Source organism: Robiginitalea aurantiaca (assembly GCF_030380815.1).
GTDB lineage: Bacteria > Bacteroidota > Bacteroidia > Flavobacteriales > Flavobacteriaceae > Robiginitalea > Robiginitalea aurantiaca.
In genome coordinates this window covers 344077-366912 of record NZ_JAUDUY010000003.1, presented here as the reverse complement: position 1 = coordinate 366912, position 22836 = coordinate 344077, and the positions used below count along the sequence as shown (strand labels likewise).

Below are 22836 nucleotides of genomic sequence, written 5' to 3'. Positions count from 1 at the left end.
GCTGTTTATTGTATCCTGGTATTTGCGTCTGGCTGCAAAAAAGAAGTCATGCTTTCCTTCACGCGTCTCGCTCCTTCTGAGACCGGAATCCAATTCAAGAATGAGCTCAATGAGCGTCCGGAATTAAACATTCTCACCTACCTCTATTACTACAACGGCGGGGGGGTTATTATTGAAGATTTTAATCAGGATTCCCTTCCCGACATTTATCTCGGGGGCAATCAGGTAGCCGATGCCCTTTATATCAATCAGGGCAATATGAAATTCCAGGAAGTGACCGCCCAATCCGGAATTTCAAATCCAGACGGATGGACCACAGGTATTTCGCATGTGGATATCAATGGGGATGGCCTGCAGGATATATACATCTGTAAAGCCTCAGGATATCGGGGCTTAAAGGGCAGGAATTTACTCTACGTAAATATCGGGGCAGATCCGGATGGCATTCCGAGGTTTGAAGAGCGCGCAGCCGATTATGGCCTTGACTTTTCAGGCCTGGCCACACAAGCAGCTTTTTTTGATTACGACCTTGACGGGGATCTTGACCTTTTCCTTCTGAATCATTCGGTACATCCGAACCGAAACTACGGTAAAGGTACACAACGTACAATTCCCGACCCCCTTTCCGGAGATCGCTTCTACCGGAATGATGATGGATTCTTTACAGATGTCAGCAGGGAAGCGGGTATATTTCAGGGTAAAGCAGGGTACGGCCTGGGGGTTGGCATCAGCGATCTGAACTCGGACGGATACCCCGACATGTATATCGGAAATGATTTCTTTGAGAATGACTACCTCTACATCAACAATGGCGACGGTACCTTTCGGGAACTCATCTCTTCAGGAAGTCAGGAAATAGGACATTCAACCCATTTTAGCATGGGTAACGATCTGGCCGACATCAACAACGATGGCCATGTAGATATTCTTTCCCTGGACATGCTTCCGGAAGACCTGATTACGTATAAAACGTCAGGACTGGAATACGCCTATCCCATTTACCGACAGTATCTCAATAATGGTTTTGCACCCCAGTACATGCAGAACACCCTCCAATTGAATACAGGGCGGGGTAGCTTTTCTGAAATCGCTTATCTCAGCGGAATTGCCGCTACAGAATGGTCCTGGGGAGGGCTCCTGGCGGACCTGGACAATGACGGTTTTAAGGACTTGTTTGTGACCAACGGAATCAAAGGGGCCACCAACGACATGGATTATATGAACTTCATTGCCAATGAGGATATACAAAGGCGTATAGACAAAGGCATGCAGGATGCAGACTTACCCCTGACCCGCGAAATTCCTCCCAAAAAGGTCCCCAATTACGTTTTTCAGAATAACGGGGATCTCACATTTACAGACAGGACTTCGACCTGGATTGGTCAGGAGCCTTCTTTCAGCAATGGAAGCGCCTATGCCGACCTCGATCAGGATGGTGATCTGGACCTTTTAGTAAACAACCTGGATCAAGTGGCCAGCCTGTACCAGAATAATCTGGAAACCGGGAATTGGATAAGGCTTACTTTTTCCGGAATTGCACCGAATACCAAAGGTATTGGTGCCCGGGTAATCGCTTATACTGCCCAGGGTGTTCAGGTATATGAAAATTTTACGGCCCGCGGCTACCTTTCCGGAGTCCCCGGAAGTATGCTAATAGGTCTGGACCAGGAAGTGTCGCTGGATTCTCTTCTGGTTATCTGGCCCGGAGGCTCCTTTGAAAAACACCAGGGGATTCCTGCAGGCCAAACCCTTACGCTAGAGCAGAAACAGGCCAGAGGGGATTACTATTCCAGGCCTGCCGCCCAAAATTACTGGCGGGCAACCGATACCCTGCTCCCATTTGTGCACCGGGAGAATACGAGTCTTGATTTTGACCGGGAACCGCTCATTGCCTATGCCAAATCCAACGAAGGGCCTGACATTTCAATAGGGGATATCAACAACGATGGGGCCCAGGATATCTTTGTCAGCGGAGCAAAAAGACAAAGCGCCGGCTTGTTCTTACAGGGACCGGCAGGTGCTTTTTCAGCGGCAGAAAGTGATCTGTTCGCTAATGACGCCATCAATGAGGATACGGGCCACCTTTTTTTCGATGCCGACTCAGATGGGTGGAACGAATTACTGGTAATTAGCGGAGGGAATGAATTTACCGATGGCCCTGCTTTGAGACCAAGGCTTTATAGAAACAACAAAGGGGTCTTGCGAAAAGACACTACGGCTTTTACAGGTTTCAGCCTCAATGCCTCAGCCGTGGATAGTATCGATATGGATCTGGATGGGGATCTGGATATCTTTATCAGTTCAGACGCCGTTTCCGGTGCTTTCGGGAAAACCCCGCAACATGGCCTTTTTCAAAATGATGGTACCGGCCATTTCACGGACGTAACTACGGAACGAATACCTGAATTACAAACGTTTGGCGGCATTGATGACTTTAGCTGGGCCGATATAAACGCCGATGGACTTGCGGATTTGGTAGTGGCCGGTCACTGGGGACCCATTGCCGTATTTGAAAACACTGGCTCAGGGTGGAAATACAGTGCGGATAATGGGCTGGACCTTTCCAACGGGTGGTGGAACTGTATAGAGGTTGCCGATATTGACAACGATGGAGATTCAGACCTGATAGCCGGAAACTGGGGTTTAAACAGCAAGTTCAGGGCTACCAGAGAAACTCCCCTGACCCTGTACCGGAGTGATTTTGATCAGAATGGATCCGTGGAACCCCTGGTGACCTATTACCACAATGGCGTAGAAACCCCGTTCGCCTCAAAGGACGAGCTCGTAAAACAAATGCCGTTTCTGAATAAAAAACACCGAACCTATCGCTCATTTGCCAATGCTTCCCTTGAGGAACTCTTCGGTGCGGATGCCCTTAAGGCAGCAGTAAAAAAAGAGGTGTTCGAGCTCAGAAGCTGCGTTTTTCTCAACGATGGGAAAGGGAATTTCACCAAAGTACCCTTGCCGGTTATTGGACAGGCATCCATTATTTATGATTTCCTTTGTGAGGACCTGGATGGCGACGGTTATAAAGACCTGATGCTGATCGGAAATCTGCACGAATTGAGCACACAACTCGGGCGTCTTGATGCCTTTCAGGGCGTGGTGCTCAGGAATGAAAAAGATGGGACATTTACATGGGCCCCGGAACTGTCACCCCCGATCTCAGGTGCAGGACGCGTCATTAGCAGGATCAGAATTGGAGATAACGAACAATATATCATCGGGAGGAACAACGCTTCTCCCCTATTTCTTACAAAACATGAATAATTCCTTTAAGTTTATCGGCATCTCAGGTATCCTAAGCCTGCTTTTTCTGGTTTCATGCGCCGATGAAGGTGAAACCCAGAAATCTGTGGAAATATCGGAACCTGCCCTTTTCACCCTCCTGCCCCCGGACAGTACAGGTGTAGATTTCGTGAATACGGTGGAAAACCAGAAGAATTTCAATATTTTCAAATACCGGAACTTTTATAACGGAGGAGGTGTTGCCATTGGAGACATTAACAATGATGGGCTCCCAGATCTCTTCCTGACAGGGAATATGGTGCCAAACCGTTTGTACCTCAATAAAGGGGATTTCCGGTTTGAGGACATCTCTGAAACAGCAGGGGTCTTAGGCAGTAAGCCCTGGTCTACCGGGGTTGTTATGGCAGATGTAAATGCAGATGGCTTACTGGACATCTATGTGAGTAATGCGGGGAACCTGGAGGGCAATAATCATGACAACGATCTCTACATCAACAATGGAGACCTTACCTTCACCGAACGGGCCGAGGAATTCAACCTGGCCAAAACCGGCTTCACAACACATGCCACCTTTTTTGACTATGATAAAGATGGGGATCTGGATGCCTATATTCTCAATAACAGCAACATCCCTGTCAGCAGCCTTGGATATGCTGAACAGCGCGAAGTCCGGGCTCAGGATTGGGAAGGCGTGCCTCATATCTTTCGGGGGGTGGGTGATATGCTTTTGCGAAACGACGGTGGTGTTTTTGTAGACGTCAGCGAACAGGCCGGTATTTACGGTAGCCTCATCGGGTTTGGCCTGGGCGTCATGATTACGGATTTAAATGAAGACCGTTACCCGGACATCTACGTTTCCAATGATTTTTATGAAAGGGATTACCTCTACATAAACAACCAGGACGGGACATTTTCAGAGCAGATAAAGGAATGGACGAATCACCTGAGCCTTTCCGCAATGGGTATCGATATTGCTGATATTAACAATGATGGTCACCAGGATGTCTTTATTACGGACATGTTGCCCGAACCGGAAGAACGGGTCAAATCTGTGATGGAATTCGAAGGGTACAAAGTCTTCGACCTGAAACGGGGTAAGGACTTCTACCAACAATATATTCAAAACACACTGCAGTTGAACAATGGCAATGGGTCCTTTTCCGAGATAGCGTACTACAGTGGCGTGGATGCCACGGATTGGAGCTGGGCAGGGCTGATGTTCGATATGGACAATGACGGCCTCAGGGATATTTTTATCACCAACGGAATAAACCACGACCTCACCGATCTGGATTTTGTCGATTTCTTTGCCGATGAGATCATCCAGAAAATGGCCCTTACCGGTAAAAAGGAATCGATTGATTCCATCATAAAGAAAATGCCGATCAAGCCACAGCCGAATTACGCCTACAGAAATAAAGGTGACCTGACTTTCGCCAAGGAAAACGAGGCCTGGGGGTTTGATATTCCTACCCGATCCAATGGGGCGGCTTACGGGGATCTGGATAATGACGGGGACCTGGACCTGGTGATCAACAATGTAAACATGGAGGCTTACGTGTATCGCAATAATACCGATGCCATGCGCGAAAACAATTATTTGCGAATGAGCTTCCGTGGGTCGGAGGTCAATCCCTTTGCCATCGGAACTACGGTAAAGGCATATTTGGGGAAAGAGGTTATCGTTCAGGACCTGGTTCCCTCACGGGGATTCCAGTCCTCTATGGACTATACCCTGGTATACGGTTTGGGGAAGGTGCAACAAGTGGATTCCCTACGTGTGATCTGGCCGGATGACCGTACCGAGGTTTTGAGAAATGTGACCGCCAATCAGGACCTGGTTTTTGAACACGGCAAGGCAACCGGCACATACAGTCCCCTGCAGGAGAATGCTCCCCTTCCCTATCTGAGTGAAATTCCCCTGAAAAACGTCCGTCCCCACGCCGAAGACAATTATAATGATTTTGACCATGAGGGCTTAATTTACAGTAAGTTATCCCAGGAAGGGCCGGCCCTGGCGACCGGAGATATCGACGGGGACGGCAACGAGGATATCTATTTTGGAGGGGGAACAGACCAACCTGGCATTCTGTACCTCCACCTGGGGGAAGGAAAACTCAGGGAGCTTAAAACTCCGGCATTCAGTGCGGACGCCATGTTTGAAGATACCGCTGCCGCATTCTTTGATGCCGACGGGGATCAGGATCTGGATCTAATGGTAGCCTCCGGAGGGAATCAGGCAGGTAAAAACCGAACATACCGTCCGAGGTTGTACCTCAACGACGGAAAGGGGAACTTCCAGAAATCGGATTCTGAATTACCTACGTCCTTTAAGAACATGTCGACCGTAAGCCCTGAAGACTTTGATGGGGATGGCGATATGGATGTCTTTATTGGATCGAGATCCGTTGTGGGGATATACGGGGTAAACCCGAACCACCTCTTCCTTGAAAATCAGGGTGATGGCACCTTTCGAAATGAAACAGAACGACTGGCCAATGATTTAAAAGATACGGGGATGGTAACCGATGCTGTTTGGACTGACCTGGATGGGGATGGCAAAAATGACCTTTTTGTAACCACGGATTGGGGCAGCCCCAAAATCTATCGCAATAACGGTCGAAAGCTCACCAAATGGAATACCGGCCTGGACAGCCTTCAAGGCTGGTGGAATACGGTAAGCGCTGCCGATCTGGATGGGGACGGGGATCAGGACCTTATACTCGGTAATGATGGCGCCAATATGCATTACAAGCCTAAGAAAGGAAGTCCGATGAAAATGTGGATCAATGATTTTGATAACAATGGCACGCTGGAACAAATCGTCACGGTCCAGGAAAAAGGCCGGGATTACCCCATCCACATGAAAAAAGAACTGACCGGGCAACTGGTTTCCCTGAAAAAAGAAAACCTGAGGGCTTCCGTATATGCCAAACGAACCATACAGGAGCTTTTGCCCCAGGAGGTAGTGGCGAACTCCATCGTAAAGCAAGTGAATTTTTCAGAGTCTGTGATCCTGATCAATGAAGGCGGGATGAACTTCAGGGTTCAAAAGCTGCCTGAACGCGTTCAACTTTCATGTATTTGCGGAATTGCATGTATGGACGTCAACAATGATGGCATACTGGATCTGGTCATGGGAGGTAACAAATACGAATTCAAACCGCAGTTTTCACGACTGGATGCCGGCTACGGCAACGTGCTGCTCGGGGATGAAAATCTGGATTTCGAGTGGCAGGAATACAACCGTAGTGGATTTTTCCTGAAGGGTGAGGTCAAATTCCTCAAACAGCTCCGCGACAAAAATGGCGGTACGTACCTTGTGGCCGCCATGAACGAAGATAAACCCAGAATCTTTAAACTCAATGAATAGAGTCATTGTCACAGCAGGGGCCTTGTTTCTCTTCCTATCCGGTTGCCGGAAAGGAGGAGATGTTTTCGAGGAACCCAGCCCGGAAGCCACCGGGGTTCGTTTTACCAATGAAATTACCGAGACAGATGCCTTGAATATTCTGGACTACCTCTATTTCTACAATGGGGGAGGTGTCGCCGTAGGGGATATAGACGGGGACGGGCTGCCGGATATCTACCTTTCGGGTAACCAGGTGAAGAACAAATTATTCCGTAACCTCGGAGGTATGAAATTCGAAGACATAACCGAAAAAGCAGGAGTTGCAGGCAGGAGCAGCTGGAATACAGGCTCGGTAATGGGGGATGTCAATGGGGACGGCCTTCTGGATATCTATGTCTGTGCCGTAGTGGGAATCAACGGTTTTACAGGGCATAACGAATTGTTTATCAATAACGGGGACGGGACCTTCTCTGAACAGGCCGGGGCTTACGGACTGGATTTTGACACCTTCAGTTCAAATGCAGCCTTCATGGACTACGACCTTGACGGCGATCTCGATATTTACTTGCTCAATCATGCCGTGCATTCCCAGGACTCTTATGGAAAAGCCTCCCTCCGCTACCAGCGCAACTACGATACAGGGGATAAACTCCTGAGAAACGACGGGGATAAATTTACAGATGTAAGCGAGGAGGCCGGAATTTATGGCGGGATCAACGGCTATGGTCTGGGGATAGCGGTTTCCGACTTCAACATGGATGGCTATCCGGATATGTACATTGGGAATGACTTCCACGAAGACGATTATTACTACCTCAATAACGGAGACGGGACTTTTTCTGAACAACTCCGGGCCCATTTCGGACATACAAGCCGATTCTCTATGGGAAGTGATGCCGCCGATATTAACAACGATGGACGACCAGACCTGATTTCCCTCGATATGCTTCCGCAGGATGAAGTGCCTTTGAAGTCATCAGAAGGCGATGATGATATTCAAACCCAGCGAATGCGAATTGGGGAGTACGGATATTACTACCAGTTTACGCGCAATATGTTATACGTCAACCAGGCGGATAACCGCTTTATGGAAACCGCGCTGATGAGTGGCGTTGCAGCCACTGACTGGAGCTGGAGTGCCTTATTTGCAGATTTTGACCAGGACGGGTTTCAGGACCTGTTTGTCTCTAACGGCATCCCTAAAAGGCCCAACGATCTTGATTTTGTAAAGTTTGTTTCCAATGAACAGATCAGCGGTACGATCAGCAATACCAAACTGGTAGACCAGAAGGCGTTGAATCTGATGCCTACAGGAAATATGCGGAACTATGTCTTTCAGGGGGGCGAAAACCTTCAATTCCAGGACCGTTCCGATACCTGGATTCGGCAGGATACCCTGCTTTCCGGCGCCACGGCCTGGGGGGATCTGGACCAGGACGGAGACCTGGACCTGGTCATCAATAACCTCAACGAATCCGCAAGTATTCTTGTGAATAAGGGAAACGGCAACACTTCACTGACCCTGAAATTAAAATACAGGGATGGAAATCCTTACGGGGTGGGCACCAAAGTATTTGCCTATTCAGAGGGAAAGGTACAGATGCGGGAGTTATTTCCGGTACGCGGTTTTCAGGCGTCTTCGGAACCGTTAATACACTTCGGGACCGGCTCGGCCTCCCAGGTGGATTCCCTGCGAATTATCTGGCCGGACGGACAGTATCAGGTCGAGAAAGAGGTTCCTACAGGTAAACTACTGGAGATCCGGGTAGGCAAAACGAAGCCATATGAGCCTCCGGCGGATCCTATGGAAACGACACCCCTTTTTAAGAAAACAGCAAAGAATCTCGGAATTGACTTTGTGCACCGGGAGGATAACTACACCGATTTTAACCGGGAAAAACTGTTGCCTTACAGCCTGGCCGACAGAGGTCCTGCCTTCGATACCGGAGATCTCAATGGAGATGGCAGGGAGGATCTGTTCTTCGGTGGATCAAAACGCATTGCCCCTGTGGTATTTTACGCATCGGACAGTAGTTTTATCAGGCAGTCTGCAAGAGAGATTCCCATAGACAGCCTTCAGGAAGATGTTGCGGCCCTTATTACCGACCTGGATGGGACGGGATCAAATGACCTTATCCTGGGCTCTGGTGGCGGCGACTATTTTGGAACAGCCCCACCCCTGCTCGATCGGTATTTCAAAAATACGGCTGAGGGTTACACACCCCATTCGCTACCTGAGAACTATGCAAACACTTCGGTGATCCGGCCCTTTGATTTCGACGGGGATGGAGATCTGGACCTTTTCCTGGGGAACCAAAGCATTACCGGGAGTTTCGGGAAACTCCCCGACAGTTATCTCCTCGAAAACAAGGGAGGGCGTTTTGAGGTGGCAGAAACATTTAAAGGCAAATCCCTCGGAATGGTTACTGATGCGACCTGGAGCGATTTTGATTCAGATGGCATTGCCGATCTTATCGTAGTGGGTGAATGGATGCATCCGCGTTTCTTCCGAAATACGGGAAGCAACCTTGAAGAAATCAGCCTTCAGGGGGCAGCCGGACTCTGGCAGTCGATCATCCCTTACGACATTGATCAGGATGGGGATCTGGATTATCTGTTGGGGAACTGGGGGACCAATTCCAAATTTACGGCATCCACAAACGAGCCGCTAAGGATGTATTACACAGATTTTGATTCCAACGGAAGTACCGAAACCGTCATTGCTACTGCCAAAAACGGCGCTTACTACCCCCTGGTTGGTTTGGATGAACTCGGATCCCAAATGGTCAGCCTGCGCAAGAAATATCCAAATTACAAGGACTTTGCAGGCAAACCCATTGAAGCGATTTTTGAAGCCAAAGTATTGGAGGATGCCGTATTATACGAAGCAACCGAGTTGCGCTCCGGGTATCTTAAGAATGAAGGCGGAACGTTTGAGTTCAGCCCGTTTCCAACTGTAATGCAAGTAGCTCCGGTAATGTCATTCCTTTCCTATGACTTCGACGGGGATGGAAAAACAGAGGTTTTGGCAGGGGGAAATTATTTTGGCGTTAAACCCTATCAGGGTAGGTTTGACGCGTTTCCGGGTGCATTGATTTCAGGGGAAACCGAAATCCTTCCCGGGAATCAAATCGGCCTTGATTTTATGAATAAGTCTGTCAGGCATATGTCAGTGATAGAAATGAACAACCAGGCGCATCTGCTGGTCGTATATAATGCTGAAGCTGCCGAAGTTTACCAATTAATACCGAATAAATGAAACCCATGAAATCACCTTTTGTATTTACAGCTGGCCTGGTCCTTTTACTGGCCGCCTGCAGCCAACCCTCGGAACCTATAGAAATAATGGCTGAGCAACTGCACGCCTCCACGGACAGGCTCACCGAGGTTATGGTTCACGATATCTTCAGTCCGCCGGTCGCAAGCAGGGTGTACGCCTATCCCAGTATAGCGGCCTATGAGATCATGGCACTGCACAATGATTCGTATCGCTCCCTGCAGGGGCAGGTATCCGGGTTGGAAGGAATTCCAAAACCCAGTGCCGAATCTCCCGTCAATTATCGCCTTGCCGCCGTAATCGCTCACATGGATCTTGGAAGAAGGCTGATTTTTTCCGAAGAGAAAGTCACGGATTTCCGGGACAGCCTTTACGGGGTATGGGAAAAACGCAATCCGAAAGAATTTGAAGCCTCCAGGACCTATGGCTTGGAAGTGGCTGAATTTATCGCCGCATGGATGAAAGGCGATAATTACGATCAGACGCGAACCATGTCTAAATTCACTGTGGACACGGACGATCCGTCCCGCTGGCAGCCAACCCCACCTTCATACATGGAAGGGATTGAACCCCACTGGAATAAAATCAGGCCATTTGTCATTGACTCTGCAGCCCAGTTCAAACCTTCGCCACCACCCCCTTTTGACATGAAAGAGGGATCTGACTTTTATAAGGAGGTTAAAGAAGTCTACGACATCAGTAACGACATTACTGAAAGAGGGGATACTTCTGAAGAAGTGGCCATTGCCCAGTTCTGGGATTGCAATCCCTATGTTTCTGTTACCCGGGGCCACCTGATGTTTGCGACAAAAAAAATCAGCCCGGGTGCACATTGGATGGGTATTACCAAAATAGCCTGCCGGGATACCGGAAGTGATTTCGACAAAACAACGTATGCGTATGCCAAAGCCGCCATTGCCATGGCAGATGCCTTTATCAGTTGTTGGGACGAAAAATACCGAAGCAACCTCATTCGGCCGGAAACCCTCATAAACGAATACATAGATGACAGCTGGAAGCCTGTACTGCAGACCCCTCCCTTTCCGGAGTACACCAGCGGGCACAGCGTAGTATCGGGAGCTGCTGCCGTGGCACTTACCGATATCTTTGGTGAAGATTTCGCCTTCGACGATGATACCGAACTCAAATACGGGCTTCCCGTACGGAGTTTCACCTCATTCCGTCAGGCAGCTGATGAAGCCGCCATCAGCCGGATGTATGGGGGGATCCATTACCGTAAAGCTGTGGAAGTCGGTGTTAAACAAGGTCGCGATCTGGGCGCTTTCGTTATTGCAAATCTCCGGATGGAGGAAAAAGCAGCACCTGTAGCCGCTTTATCCGAGAGTCAGAACAAATAAACTGATTGAGCAACACTTTGTTATTTAATTGTACCAAATGAGAAAAACGGTTTTTGGGATCCTGATTGTAATTTTTATCGCATTGGTGGGATACTTTTTCATATATCCCTACGACTATATCATTCGCTTTGAAGCAAAGACCTTTCCCGGCACCATAAACCAGTCTATTAAACTCTGGAACAATACCGTGGGTGTTCCGGGAAGTGCCGTGGTCCAGGAAGACCTTTATCATCTCGAGCAGCGCGTTCAGGTTGGGGATTCTGTCCATATTTACAACTGGGAGATCACACCGCTGACCGAAAATACATCCAAAGTGACCGTGCGGATAAAAGACCGTGATCACAGCCTGAAGAACAAACTTTTGGTTCCCTTTAAGGAATCGGCAATTGAGCGTCTAAGCGTTAACTATGTGACCAAATTTGTCAATGAACTCAATGATCACATCGACCTTTTTAAGGTGCAAATAGAGGGTGAGTCGGAACTCCCAAGCACTTTTTACGCCTATGTCGACCTTAAAACAACACAGCACGGCAAGGCTGGGGGCATGATGGACACTTATATGATGCTCAGCGATGTGCTCGTCGGCAATGGCGTGACCATGAATGGCCCGCCCATGATTTTAGTCGATAATTGGGATCGAGCAACCGACAGCCTTGAGTTTCGTTTTTGTTTTCCTATTATCCGATCCGAAAACCTGCCCAGGCATCCGAAAATTAAATACAACCGTATCTTTCCAAAAAGGGCCCTAAAGGCTACCTATAACGGGAACTACATCACTTCAGACAGAGCCTGGTATGCGCTTTTGGATTATGCTGAAAAGGAAGGGCTGGATGTGGAAGAAACTCCGGTAGAAGTATTCTTTAACAATCCAAACATGGGTATGGATGTGGTCAACTGGAAGGCAGATATCTTTCTGCCGTTGAAGGAGACAGAGGAAGAATAATAACCTCATCACTTATTCCCGCAAGGGTTCCGGAAAGACATCGCGTACTTTCACCCGAAAGTAAGCGGGTTTTTTTATCTTAGGGGAATAACGGCCCAGTGCTTAAACCCGTAAATACCCTATGTACTTTCTCGGCTTCGATCTGGGTAGCTCTTCTTTAAAAACAGCCTTAGTAGATTCTAAAACAGGTGAAGTACTGTCCCTGGTGAAGACTCCGGCGGAAGAACTTAAAATCGACGCCCCAGAGACAGGCTGGGCAGAGCAGGATCCCGAGCGATGGTGGGAATGCTTCTGCCTGGGAACCCGGGAAGTCCTGTCCCAAACGAAAGTTGCACCGGAGACCATTGTCGGAATTGGCATTGCCTATCAAATGCACGGTTTGGTAACCTTAGATGCCGAGGGAGATGTTGTAAGACCCTCCATTATCTGGTGCGATAGCCGCGCTGTTTCCATTGGTGACCAAACCTTTGAAGCTTTGGGAGCCGACCTCTGCCGGGCCAGGTTACTGAATGAACCCGGGAACTTTACCGCTTCAAAACTGAGGTGGATGCAACAACACGAGACAGAGGCTTTTGAACGGACCAGGACCTTTTTTCTCCCAGGGGACTATCTGGCGTACCGCCTGTCCGGCAAACGACAAACCACGGCCAGCGGCCTTTCCGAAGGAATTCTCTGGGATTTCCAAAAAGGACAACCGGCATTTTGGTTATTCGACCACTGGGGAATTCCCAATTCCCTGGTCCCTGAAATCGTCTCCACCTTCTCAGAACAGGCCACGGTAAGTGCAGAAGGCGCACGAGCGACAGGCCTGGCCGAGGGAACCCCCATCCTTTACAGGGCAGGAGACCAACCCAATAATGCCTTTACCCTCAATGTCCTCGAGCCGGGAAAAATAGCCGCGACCGGGGGTACTTCCGGAGTGCTCTATGGGATTACCGACGACCCGGATGTGGAGGAACTCAGGCGTTTCAACCATTTTGCACATGTGAACCACTCGAGGGAAGTCATCCGCATCGGGCAATTATTGTGCATCAACGGAGCGGGTAGTGCCTACCGCTGGCTGAAAGACCAACTCGGGGTTACCGGATACGATCAGATGAATGAACTGGCCCTGAAAATCCCCATTGGCTCGGAGGGTCTGAAGTGCTTTCCATTCGGCAATGGGGTAGAGCGTATGCTCGAAAACAAAAGAATGGAAGCAAGTTTTACGGGTCTGGAATTTAACCGACATCAAAAAGGCCATTTATGCAGGGCGACCCTTGAAGGAATTGCCTTTGCCTTTCGCTATGGGATGGAACTCATGGAAACAAAAGGGGTTCCCTTTGACACGATTCGGGCCGGCAATGACAACCTATTTCAATCCACCATTTTTACAGAAACGCTGGCGGCACTGGGTCAGACCCCTATTGAGCTCTATCAGGTAACTGGGGCTGTAGGTGCCGCGCGAGCGTGCATGGTCCACAAACATGGCCTCGAAAAGACGATGCGACTTTCAGCCGGACGGGATTATCTGGCAACAATCGCTCCCCCGAAATCGGTCACAAGCTACCAGAATGCATACATCAGATGGAAAAGTGAACTTCAAAACCAACTAAAAAACTAGACATGCCATTGATCGGAGATAAGGAATATTTCAAGGGAATCGGACATATTCCCTTTGAAGGAAAAGACTCGGATAACCCGCTTGCCTATAAATATTACGACCCTGCACGCCGCGTTGCCGGCAAGCCCATGAAAGAACATTTTAAATTCGCTGTAGCCTACTGGCACAGCTTCTGTGGAACCGGAGCAGATCCGTTTGGGCCTGGGACACTACAGCACCCCTGGGATGCTGCTGGCGATCCTCTGGAAGCGGCAAGGAATAAAGCAGATGCCGCCTTTGAGTTTATTACAAAACTCGGTTTTGAATACTTTTGTTTTCACGATTTTGACCTGGTTCAGGAAGCACCGACCCTGAAGGCATCTGAAAAAAGAATTCAGGATACGCTGCCCTATCTCAAAGCGAAGATGGAAGCATCCGGGGTAAAACTCCTTTGGGGAACCGCAAATTGCTTCAGCCACCCCCGGTATATGAACGGGGCATCCACAAATCCTGACTTCAGGGTGCTGGCACGCGCCGGAGCTCAGATCAAAGGGGCTCTGGATGCCACAATAGCACTTGGAGGCGAAAATTATGTTTTTTGGGGTGGCCGTGAAGGCTATATGTCCCTGCTCAACACCAAAATCGACAAAGAACTGGATCATATGGGCCGATTCCTGGGTATGGCCAGGGATTATGCGCGAAGCAAGGAATTCACAGGTACTTTCTTTATTGAACCCAAGCCGATGGAGCCCATGAAACACCAGTACGACTACGACGCTGCTACGGTCATCGGCTTTCTCAGACATTACGGCCTTCAGGATGATTTTAAACTGAATCTGGAGGTGAATCACGCTACCCTGGCAGGGCATAGCATGCAGCACGAAATGGAAATCGCAGCGGCCCACGGGATGTTAGGTAGTATTGATGCCAACCGCGGAGACTATCAGAACGGTTGGGATACCGACCAGTTCCCAAACAACCTCAATGAGGTAACCTTAATGATGCTTACCCTTTTGGAAGCCGGAGGCCTGCAGGGGGGAGGGATAAATTTTGATGCAAAACTCAGGAGAAACTCCACCGACCCTGAAGACCTGTTTCTGGCCCATATTGGTGGCGCCGATACCTTTGCCCGGGCGCTGCTTATCGCAGAGCGCATCCTCACTGAATCCAACTACAGTGAATTGAGGCAAAAAAGGTATGAATCCTTCGAATCCGGAAATGGAAAAGCCTTCGAAATGGGAAAACTCAGTCTTACAGACCTGTACGACATTGCCGTTGCACAAGGTGAATTGCCCCTTTACAGCGGGAAACAGGAAATGCTGGAAAACCTCATCAACAGATATATTTGATAAGGCGACAGGAAAGCCCTATTCCTTAGTGGGCAGGCAACCCGTACGAACCACCGGGATCTCAGGTTTTTAACAGAACCGGTGTTCCGTAACGCAGGGTCCTTATTGGGCAAAATAGATGTAAATCAGCACCACGATGGCCACAATGGCCATACCCACTTGCTTGACATATTTATATGGGGTGATTTCAACCTGATTGGTATACTCGAGTTTGAAAGGCTCCTTATTAGGCCATATTTTACCAATGACCAGCATCAGGATCACATTCAGGACAAATAATAGTGCCATGATGTGCAGGTAATGCGGGTAGGCGTCTGCCTCTATTTGCCTGAGGGCAATTTCTCCGGTTATCCCACTTTCACTGGCTTTGGCCAATGCCGCTTCTACCCGGTTCGGGCCGATGATGAACTGGCTGACAATGTAGAGACCGGAGCCCATAAAAATTGCGATTTTAGCAGCAATGGCAGGAACGCGCCTGGTGAGGTAACCCACTACAATAATGGTCAGGATGGGGATGCTGTAAATGCCATTTACCTCCTGGAGGTACTGGAAAATACTTCCTGCATTCTCAATAATGGGAGCCACAAACATCGCGGCAAGCGCCAGGAAAATCCCGAATATTTTACCGTATTTGACCACCGTACGCTCGGGAGCATCCGGGTTGATATGCTGTTTGTAAATATCGATCCCAAAAAGGGTTACCGAACTGTTTAGAACACTGTTAAAAGAACTCAGTATCGCCCCAAAGAGCACGGCGGCAAAGAAGCCCACGAGGTATTTGGGCAAAACAGCCCTGACGAGTTCGGGATATGCGAGGTTACTCGAGGAGAGCCCCCCCTCGAAATAGTGATAGGCGATCATCCCTGGCAATACAAGGATAATGGGCCCCAGGATTTTTACAAAGGCTGCAAGGAGGAGCCCTTTCTGGCCTTCCTGAAGGTTCTTTGCGCCAAGGGCGCGTTGGATAATCTGTTGGTTCGTCCCCCAATAGAATAACTGAACCAGCATCATCCCTGTAAAAATTGTAATAAACGGAACTTCCTGCCAGGACTCCCCAGTGGAATCAAAACGTTCAGGATTTGTTGCCATTAGCGTTTCCAAACCATTTAATGCACTTCCGTCACCAATGGCCATAAGTCCGAAAAAGGGAATCAGAAACCCCCCGATCAGAAGCCCTACAGCATTGATGCTATCTGAAACAGCTACAGCTTTTAAGCCTCCGAATACGGCGTAAATAGACCCAATAATCCCAATCCCCCAGATGCAAATGGTGATGGCAGCGGATTCTGATACTCCGAGCAAGGTCGGGAAATCGAACATGCCGCTAATCGCAACTGACCCCGAATAAAGGATTACCGGCAGTAACACGACTACATAGCCCGTTAAAAACAGGGCCGAAGTAATCGTTTTTGTAGGGACGTCGAAGCGTTTTTCCAGGAATTGGGGTACGGTTGTGAGGCCTCCTTTTAAATACCTGGGCAACAGGAATAGTGCAGTGATTACCATGGTAATAGCTGCCAGGGTTTCCCATGCCATTACGGATAAACCATCCCGATACGCGCTCCCATTGAGCCCGACAATCTGTTCTGTGGAAAGGTTGGTAAGCAGGAGGGATCCGGCAATGACCCCGGCTGTCAGGCTTCGACCTCCTAAAAAATATCCATCTGAAGTTTTTTCATTTGTGGACCTTGTGGCATAGTAGGAAATAATTCCCACCATGGCTGTAAATCCGACAAAAGACAGGATTCCGATCATAACGGTTTGGTTTGTTTGGCCTTTAAATATATTGGATTATTCCCAAAGTATCGTATCCCTGTCCGTATTCGGGCACATATCTGGATAAAAGAGGGGATTTTATCCACAGATTTCATTTTGGCCGGTGAGAACCGTATTTTCGATGACTTAAAAGTAAGGTCAATGCAGTTGCTTTCAGGGCTCTTAGGAGTTTTATTTTTTGTGGGATGTCAGTCCCAGGACACCCTTAAACCAGATGCCAAATTGCCAAAGTGGATTAACGAATGCTCCGGGATGACGACTCTGGACGGCCAAATTCTTTGGGTAATAGAGGATGGCGGCAATAAAGATGTGCTTTACGGAGTAGATCGCAATGGGAAGCTCCAAAAAGAGTTTAAGGTTTCCAACGCTAAGAATAAAGACTGGGAAGGCCTCACAAAGGATAGTCTTGGAAATGTTTATATCGGCGATTTTGGAAATAATAAAAGTAGTCGGACAGATCTTTTGATCTATAAATTACCCAATCCGCTATTGGAAAAGGGGGATAAAATCCCCGCAGAGAAAATTCACTTTAAATACCCGGATCAGAAGGAGTTCCCTCCCCCCTTCTCCAACCGAAGATTTGATGCAGAAGGATTCTTTCATTTCGGGGACCGGCTCTATATCATTACAAAAAATCAATCCGATCCTTTTGATGGCATTGCCCATGTTTATAGTATCCCGGACTCGGCTGGCACCTATACTGCAAAAAAGGAATTGCAGTTTGCGACCTGTGAAAAACGGAAGAAGTGCAGGGTTACTGACGCTGCCTTGTCTCCTGATGGAAACCGACTCGTGCTCCTGGGCTATGGCACGCTTTGGGTATTCGAAGACTTCAGGGAAAAGAAATTTGGAAACGGACCCACCCAGATGCTGGATGTTGGCGCTTCCACCCAATTGGAGGCTGTGTGTTTTGTCAACAATACGCTACTTTACCTCGCTGACGAACGCATGATGAACTCAGGCGGATATTTATACGAATTCCCGCTTCCTCAAAAATCAAAGCCAAAGCCAAAGGAAAACCGGAAGCCTTCTGATCCGTGAAAAAGCGACGTATTTAAACTAAAACGTTTCGCGCCGACCAGAAAGAGGCCACCGCCGTAGGAAGTATACCACCTGCGTGAAGGGTCATCAGGCTGCCACACCCTTCCGTAATCAAAGCCCGCAAACAGCCCCAGGGACATCGGAAAAAGTGCAGTCCGCATTTGTCTGAACTGATACCGCAGATCTGTGACCTGATAATAGGAAGTTTTCCCTGTGAACCTTTGGTTTCGATAACTCCGGGGGCCGTCATTTGCCCCTATCTGGGCCCCCTGGAAAAACGTATAGCCATTCCCCAGATTAAAATGGGCTTTCCATTTGGTGGCCAGTACCAGGTTCCCCGAAGTAGTTATGCGATGATCAAGCGAGAGGGTCGGGATTATATACCCGAAATCCTCTTCCCTGCCCGAGACCTCTCGTTTGTAACCAGCCTCCAGGGAGACGCCCATTCCCAGCGTGGGATAGGCTGCATTGTCCTGATTGGAATACTGATACTTCCCTCCAAGGCCAAAAAACTGTGATTCACTCTCCGCGTCGGTCTCCTGATAATAGGTTTCGATAAACCGCCCTTCCGTCTCCTCTACGATCACGCGTTCAAAGGACACTCCTGCGTTCATGGATCCCCCAAGGGGTCCCCTCCACAACAGACCCGGTTTAAAATTCAATATCCGCATACGTACCCTGTTATAATCCAATCCCAATGTATCATCCGGATTGGGGGTTTCATTGCCAAAACCAAAAAAGTTAAAGGTGAAATTCGGGCTTGTATAGGCTGCATCGAGAAGCAGGTTCCATTTCCCGAGAATCCTCGCAAATTCTCCGGAATACCCCAGTTCAAAACCGTTGGTGGCAAAAAAATAGGCACCCTTTATAGAATGACGGGTCGTATACGGATTGCGAAGGAAGCCAAAATGAGTATAGGTATAGCCCAATCCAACTTTAATGCCATCGTCAGGGTTAAAGCCAAGAACAGGCAGGACCTGGTTGGTTTTAGTCCCCGGTTTAAGGGGTTCATAGGAGTTAATTTCGTAGTCATCGGTCAGCAATACGGGAGCGCTACCGGATCCCCGTATTTCTGATTTCTTGGATTTGTGATCGTAAATTCGCGCCTTTTTCCCAGATGAAACAATGTAGATGTCCTTGCCAAGTCCGCCAATGATCCGGGTTTTAATCCGATTTTCCCGGGGGAGGTTTATTTCGAACTGGTCCGCATCATCAAGGCCGTACAGCCAGATTTCCTTTGTACTTTCGGGTCTGAAGACCTTATCGTAAAACTTATGGGTTTTCTGACCGTCTATGATTCGATATGCTTTGAGCGATACGCCTCCCCCCTTGAGCCCGTTGATCTCAAAAAGATCATCCTTGTCCGTACCCTGAACCAATGCATATTCCTGTAGCTCGTTGTAATATTGGGTTGCATACTCCGTGAGGCGCCTGCCCCTATCCAGCAAATCCGACTTTATTCCCTCCAGGGTTGCGTCCCGAACTTCTTTGGGGAAACCCTCAAACGATCGATCGATCACCTCCACAGAGATGCGATCCTGTATGTATCTCGCCTGCTCCAACCACGTGCGCAGATCTGTTTCGCCCAGCAAGGTCCGGTCTAGGGTAAAAGCATTTGTGTTGAAGTTCGCGGGGTTTCGCATTTCCGGCCCGAAACCCTCCATTTTCTTCACGGCCGGGACCGTGCGTGTAAGCAACCACCCCAGGGATCCATCCCCCATAATGGAAAAAACCTGATCCCGATCCCTTGGAATAGGCCTGTAAATGATATGACTGGTTATCGGTTCGCGAAATTCGCCCCAGCGCCACTGATCCTGATGCCGATCCCAATCGCCAATTAGCATATCAAAAAGCCGGGATCGAATATACCAGGTAGTATCGATTTGGAATTTTTCATCCTTTCTCAAACGACTCAAAAGCTCACTGGTACTCAGGATCTTCCTGGGATCTCCAAAAACCTCGAGTTCCGATACTTTTTTAGAGACGTGTTCTTCAATCATGTAAAGCTCATTCCCATAATCTTCATTGTATTTTCCCAAAGCCTCTTGTTTGGGCACATAATACAACTTGGGATTTGTATGATACACCTGTACGGAGTCCGAAAGCAGCCCAATTGCAAAAGGTGCAAAGGGATGGCTTCCCGTATACATGTCCTGGAGAAAACTTACCGGGGCCGTTCCTTCAAAATCCCCAATAATATACTGCTCCTGGAAGGCTATTGCCTGAAGATTTTGCTCGGCCTGCTTCCTTATGGCCCGCATCACGTATTCCCTTCCGCTATGATGTCTAAGCCTCAGGGATTTGGATTGCTGGCCTCCCCCCCTGCGAACAGGCACCAATCCGCCGTAAAGCGTGTCGAGGTCGACCGTTCTGGCCTCGATTTCCATCCCGTAATAGGCCCTGTAACGTTCTCCCCAAAGACCTCTGTAAAACCTGCTTTTCTCAACCTCATCAGGGCGATATACGGATGCTTTCACCAATTCGTCCTGAACTTCTGGAAAATCCCCCCTGCGTTCCATATCCGGTTTATCGAACACCCCACTTGTAAAAAGATGAGATTCCACTCCTTCCGAATCCACTCCGAAATAACTGACTCTCGAACTGCCATCGCCGTATATGGACAGGATGGCATATCCTCCCATACCGGTTGAAAACTGGCTTCCCCCCAAAAGCTTTGTGGAGCCAGTTTTTGCCCCCGCACCACTTACAATCTGAGGTAAGTCCTGCTCTACGTTATACTGCAGCGTATGCTCGTGGCCCGAGGCAACCAGCACCCGCTCCCCATAAGAGGCCAGGGTGACCAGGCGTTTACGCATCTCCTGGTACCTGGGGTTGTAGAGGTCTTCTGTAGAGGCACCGCTCGTTTTACGGAACAGGTTTAGTAAGGATCCCAGCCCTGGCAATGGCCCTACATTACCCGTGGGATAAAACTGCTGGCGCCCACTGAAGTACCCCCCGTGTTCCCCATAGGTAAAGATGGGATGATGGGCCGTAATGAGGATGGTTTTATCAGCATTTTTCTTTATCTCACTTTCGAGTTCCGCCCAAAAAAGGCCGCGTGTTTTAATCGTACAATCGTCATTGATACTGGGCGTCCGGTCCCAGTCCTCCAGATACCACTCGGTATCTATAATGATGAGGTGTATATCATCTGAAATCGATACGGTTTCCAGGGGACAGCCGTTCTCAGGCAGAAAGCTGTTCTTTGTTTGCAGGTACTTCTCCACATAGCGCTCCTGTCGCTTTAGTCCCCTGATCCCGTCACTGTACCAGTCGTGGTTACCCGGGATGAGAATCGGCCTTCCTTTGAACCCCTCAAAGGTCTTTAGCTGTGCCTCCAGATGGCTTACCGCCGTTTTATACGCCTTTTTGGATTTATTCGGCCCCGGAAGTCCTGCCGGGTAAATATTGTCACCGAGGAAAATAGCGGTGCTATTTTCAGGGGCTTTGTTAAGTCGGTCCCGAAATCGCAACAGCACCGGGTTCAGGCTGTCCATAGGGGAATACCCGGCGTCCCCAATAAGGTAGAAGATGTGCTCAGGGATGCTGGCATCCTCAATCGGCACAGCCTTTTCAGTGTCGGTGTATTTGGGCTCATAGGTAGCACAGGAACAGACACTGAAAAACAATACCACCAGCACAAAGGATCGGCTAAGAGAAAAAGGAATCCCCTTGAATTTTTTGTACTTTGTAGCCTTAAGGATAAATTTCATGACGAATCTCCTGAAATCCGTTGAATCTTTTGTGCATCAGCTCCTGACCCAGGAGCTGGACGAGCGTTTCCTCTATCACAATATGAGCCATACGCTGCGCGTGGTACAAAGTACGAAAGATTTAATCGATCACTATGCCTTGTCAAAGGAGCATAGTGAGGCCCTGTTACTCGCGGCCTGGTTACACGATACCGGATATAGCAAAAGCGTTGCGGATCATGAAAAACACAGCTGTGATATAGCCCGAGATTTTCTTGGGAGCCAGAAGGCCAAACCCGAACTCATCGAAAAAGTTTGCGGGATTATCACCGCTACCATGCGGTATCACAAGCCGGAAACCCTGGAAGAGGAGATCATCAGGGATGCCGATTCCTCCCACCTGGGTTCAAAGGAATTTACAGGGATTTCGGAACGTCTCAGGGAAGAATTAAAGCTTCTGGACATAGCGGATTACAATAGTGACCAGTGGCGGGCAGCGAATATCGAGATGCTTGAAAAGGAACATCGCTATAATACGGATTATGCAATAGAACACTGGCAGGCAGGCAAGGACATTAACCTCCAGAAACTGATCAAGGAGCGCAAGGGCGAAAAGAAACTGAGGAAGAAAGAACAACTCAAAGCCCAATATAAGCAGGAGAATCCGGAACGGGGAGTCCAAACCCTGTTTCGCGTTACCATGAGAAATCATATGAAACTCAGTGATATTGCTGATACAAAAGCAAATATCCTGCTTTCTGTGAATGCCATTATCCTTTCCTTGGTGATTTCAAACCTGCTTCCCAAACTGGACACCCCCAGCAATTACTACCTTATCCTCCCAACGGTCATTTTCTGTATATTCAGTATAGCCTCTATGATCCTTTCTGTAATGGCAACCCGCCCCAATGTGACCAGCGGGGCATTTTCACGTGAGGATGTCAAAAAAAAGAAAGTGAATCTGCTCTTTTTTGGAAATTTCCATAAAATGGACCTGAACGAATTCAAATGGGCTATGGGTGAATTGGTCAAGGATCAATCGTACGTTTACGACAGTCTGACGATGGATCTGTATTATCTGGGCCTGGTATTGAATCGAAAGTATAAATTACTCAGATGGACCTATACCATTTTTATTATAGGGATGGTACTTTCCGTATTGGTGTTTTTCCTCGCTCTGACACTCTACGGAGGTTCGGGCATTCCGGTTTAATCAA

11 protein-coding genes are annotated in these 22836 nt (G+C 48.6%); 9 read left to right on the top strand and 2 right to left on the bottom strand.

Annotation, left to right across the window (positions count from 1 at the left end; translation table 11 throughout):
* Positions 1-48 precede the first annotated feature (48 nt).
* The 7 genes from QU605_RS08035 to xylA all read left to right on the top strand — a co-directional run bounded on the left by QU605_RS08035 (position 49) and on the right by xylA (position 15110).
* On the top strand, positions 49-3270 hold the full coding sequence (locus tag QU605_RS08035; protein WP_289724770.1) for a VCBS repeat-containing protein: 3222 nt from the start codon (positions 49-51) through the stop codon (positions 3268-3270).
* Positions 3263-6622, top strand: a complete 3360-nt coding sequence (locus tag QU605_RS08030) for a VCBS repeat-containing protein (protein WP_289724769.1) — start codon at positions 3263-3265, stop codon at positions 6620-6622. Before QU605_RS08035 ends, QU605_RS08030 begins: the two co-directional genes overlap by 8 nt.
* Complete coding sequence (locus tag QU605_RS08025; RefSeq protein ID WP_289724768.1) at positions 6615-9860, top strand: VCBS repeat-containing protein; 3246 nt, start codon at positions 6615-6617, stop codon at positions 9858-9860. The genes QU605_RS08030 and QU605_RS08025 overlap by 8 nt, the downstream gene beginning before the upstream one ends.
* Positions 9861-9865: 5 nt before the next feature.
* Positions 9866-11236, top strand: a complete 1371-nt coding sequence (locus tag QU605_RS08020) for a vanadium-dependent haloperoxidase (RefSeq protein ID WP_289724767.1) — start codon at positions 9866-9868, stop codon at positions 11234-11236.
* A 37-nt stretch (positions 11237-11273) separates the two neighbouring features.
* Positions 11274-12179: a GyrI-like domain-containing protein gene (locus tag QU605_RS08015; RefSeq protein ID WP_289724766.1), complete on the top strand. Its 906-nt coding sequence runs from the start codon at positions 11274-11276 to the stop codon at positions 12177-12179.
* 121 nt (positions 12180-12300) lie between these two features.
* The gene (locus QU605_RS08010) at positions 12301-13782 is read left to right on the top strand and encodes a xylulokinase (protein WP_289724765.1); all 1482 of its coding nucleotides are present in this window, start codon (positions 12301-12303) and stop codon (positions 13780-13782) included.
* Between the two features lie 2 nt (positions 13783-13784).
* On the top strand, positions 13785-15110 hold the full coding sequence (gene xylA / locus QU605_RS08005) for a xylose isomerase (RefSeq protein WP_289724764.1): 1326 nt from the start codon (positions 13785-13787) through the stop codon (positions 15108-15110).
* Positions 15111-15212: 102 nt separating this feature from the next.
* Here the strand turns inward: xylA and QU605_RS08000 are convergent, their stop codons facing one another.
* Positions 15213-16865 carry a solute:sodium symporter family transporter gene (locus tag QU605_RS08000; protein ID WP_289724763.1) on the bottom strand — a complete coding sequence of 551 codons (1653 nt, stop codon included), beginning with the start codon at positions 16863-16865 and terminating at the stop codon, positions 15213-15215.
* A gap of 162 nt (positions 16866-17027) precedes the next feature.
* On the opposite strand from QU605_RS08000, the gene QU605_RS07995 reads away from it, so the two are divergent.
* Positions 17028-17927: a hypothetical protein gene (locus tag QU605_RS07995; protein ID WP_289724762.1), complete on the top strand. Its 900-nt coding sequence runs from the start codon at positions 17028-17030 to the stop codon at positions 17925-17927.
* Here the strand turns inward: QU605_RS07995 and QU605_RS07990 are convergent.
* Complete coding sequence (locus QU605_RS07990; RefSeq protein WP_289724761.1) at positions 17876-21640, bottom strand: metallophosphoesterase; 3765 nt, start codon at positions 21638-21640, stop codon at positions 17876-17878. The genes QU605_RS07995 and QU605_RS07990 overlap by 52 nt on opposite strands.
* Here QU605_RS07990 and QU605_RS07985 point away from each other — a divergent pair.
* Positions 21639-22832: a Pycsar system effector family protein gene (locus QU605_RS07985; RefSeq protein WP_289724760.1), complete on the top strand. Its 1194-nt coding sequence runs from the start codon at positions 21639-21641 to the stop codon at positions 22830-22832. The genes QU605_RS07990 and QU605_RS07985 overlap by 2 nt on opposite strands.
* Positions 22833-22836 lie beyond the last annotated feature (4 nt).

Coding starts and splice junctions, on each gene's coding strand:
- QU605_RS08035 (WP_289724770.1), top strand. CDS start 49: ATGCTTTCCTTCACGCGTCTCGCTCCTTCTGAGACCGGAATCCAATTC.
- QU605_RS08030 (WP_289724769.1), top strand. CDS start 3,263: ATGAATAATTCCTTTAAGTTTATCGGCATCTCAGGTATCCTAAGCCTG.
- QU605_RS08025 (WP_289724768.1), top strand. CDS start 6,615: ATGAATAGAGTCATTGTCACAGCAGGGGCCTTGTTTCTCTTCCTATCC.
- QU605_RS08020 (WP_289724767.1), top strand. CDS start 9,866: ATGAAATCACCTTTTGTATTTACAGCTGGCCTGGTCCTTTTACTGGCC.
- QU605_RS08015 (WP_289724766.1), top strand. CDS start 11,274: ATGAGAAAAACGGTTTTTGGGATCCTGATTGTAATTTTTATCGCATTG.
- QU605_RS08010 (WP_289724765.1), top strand. CDS start 12,301: ATGTACTTTCTCGGCTTCGATCTGGGTAGCTCTTCTTTAAAAACAGCC.
- xylA (WP_289724764.1), top strand. CDS start 13,785: ATGCCATTGATCGGAGATAAGGAATATTTCAAGGGAATCGGACATATT.
- QU605_RS08000 (WP_289724763.1), bottom strand. CDS start 16,865: ATGATCGGAATCCTGTCTTTTGTCGGATTTACAGCCATGGTGGGAATT.
- QU605_RS07995 (WP_289724762.1), top strand. CDS start 17,028: ATGCAGTTGCTTTCAGGGCTCTTAGGAGTTTTATTTTTTGTGGGATGT.
- QU605_RS07985 (WP_289724760.1), top strand. CDS start 21,639: ATGACGAATCTCCTGAAATCCGTTGAATCTTTTGTGCATCAGCTCCTG.
- QU605_RS07990 (WP_289724761.1), bottom strand. CDS start 21,640: ATGAAATTTATCCTTAAGGCTACAAAGTACAAAAAATTCAAGGGGATT.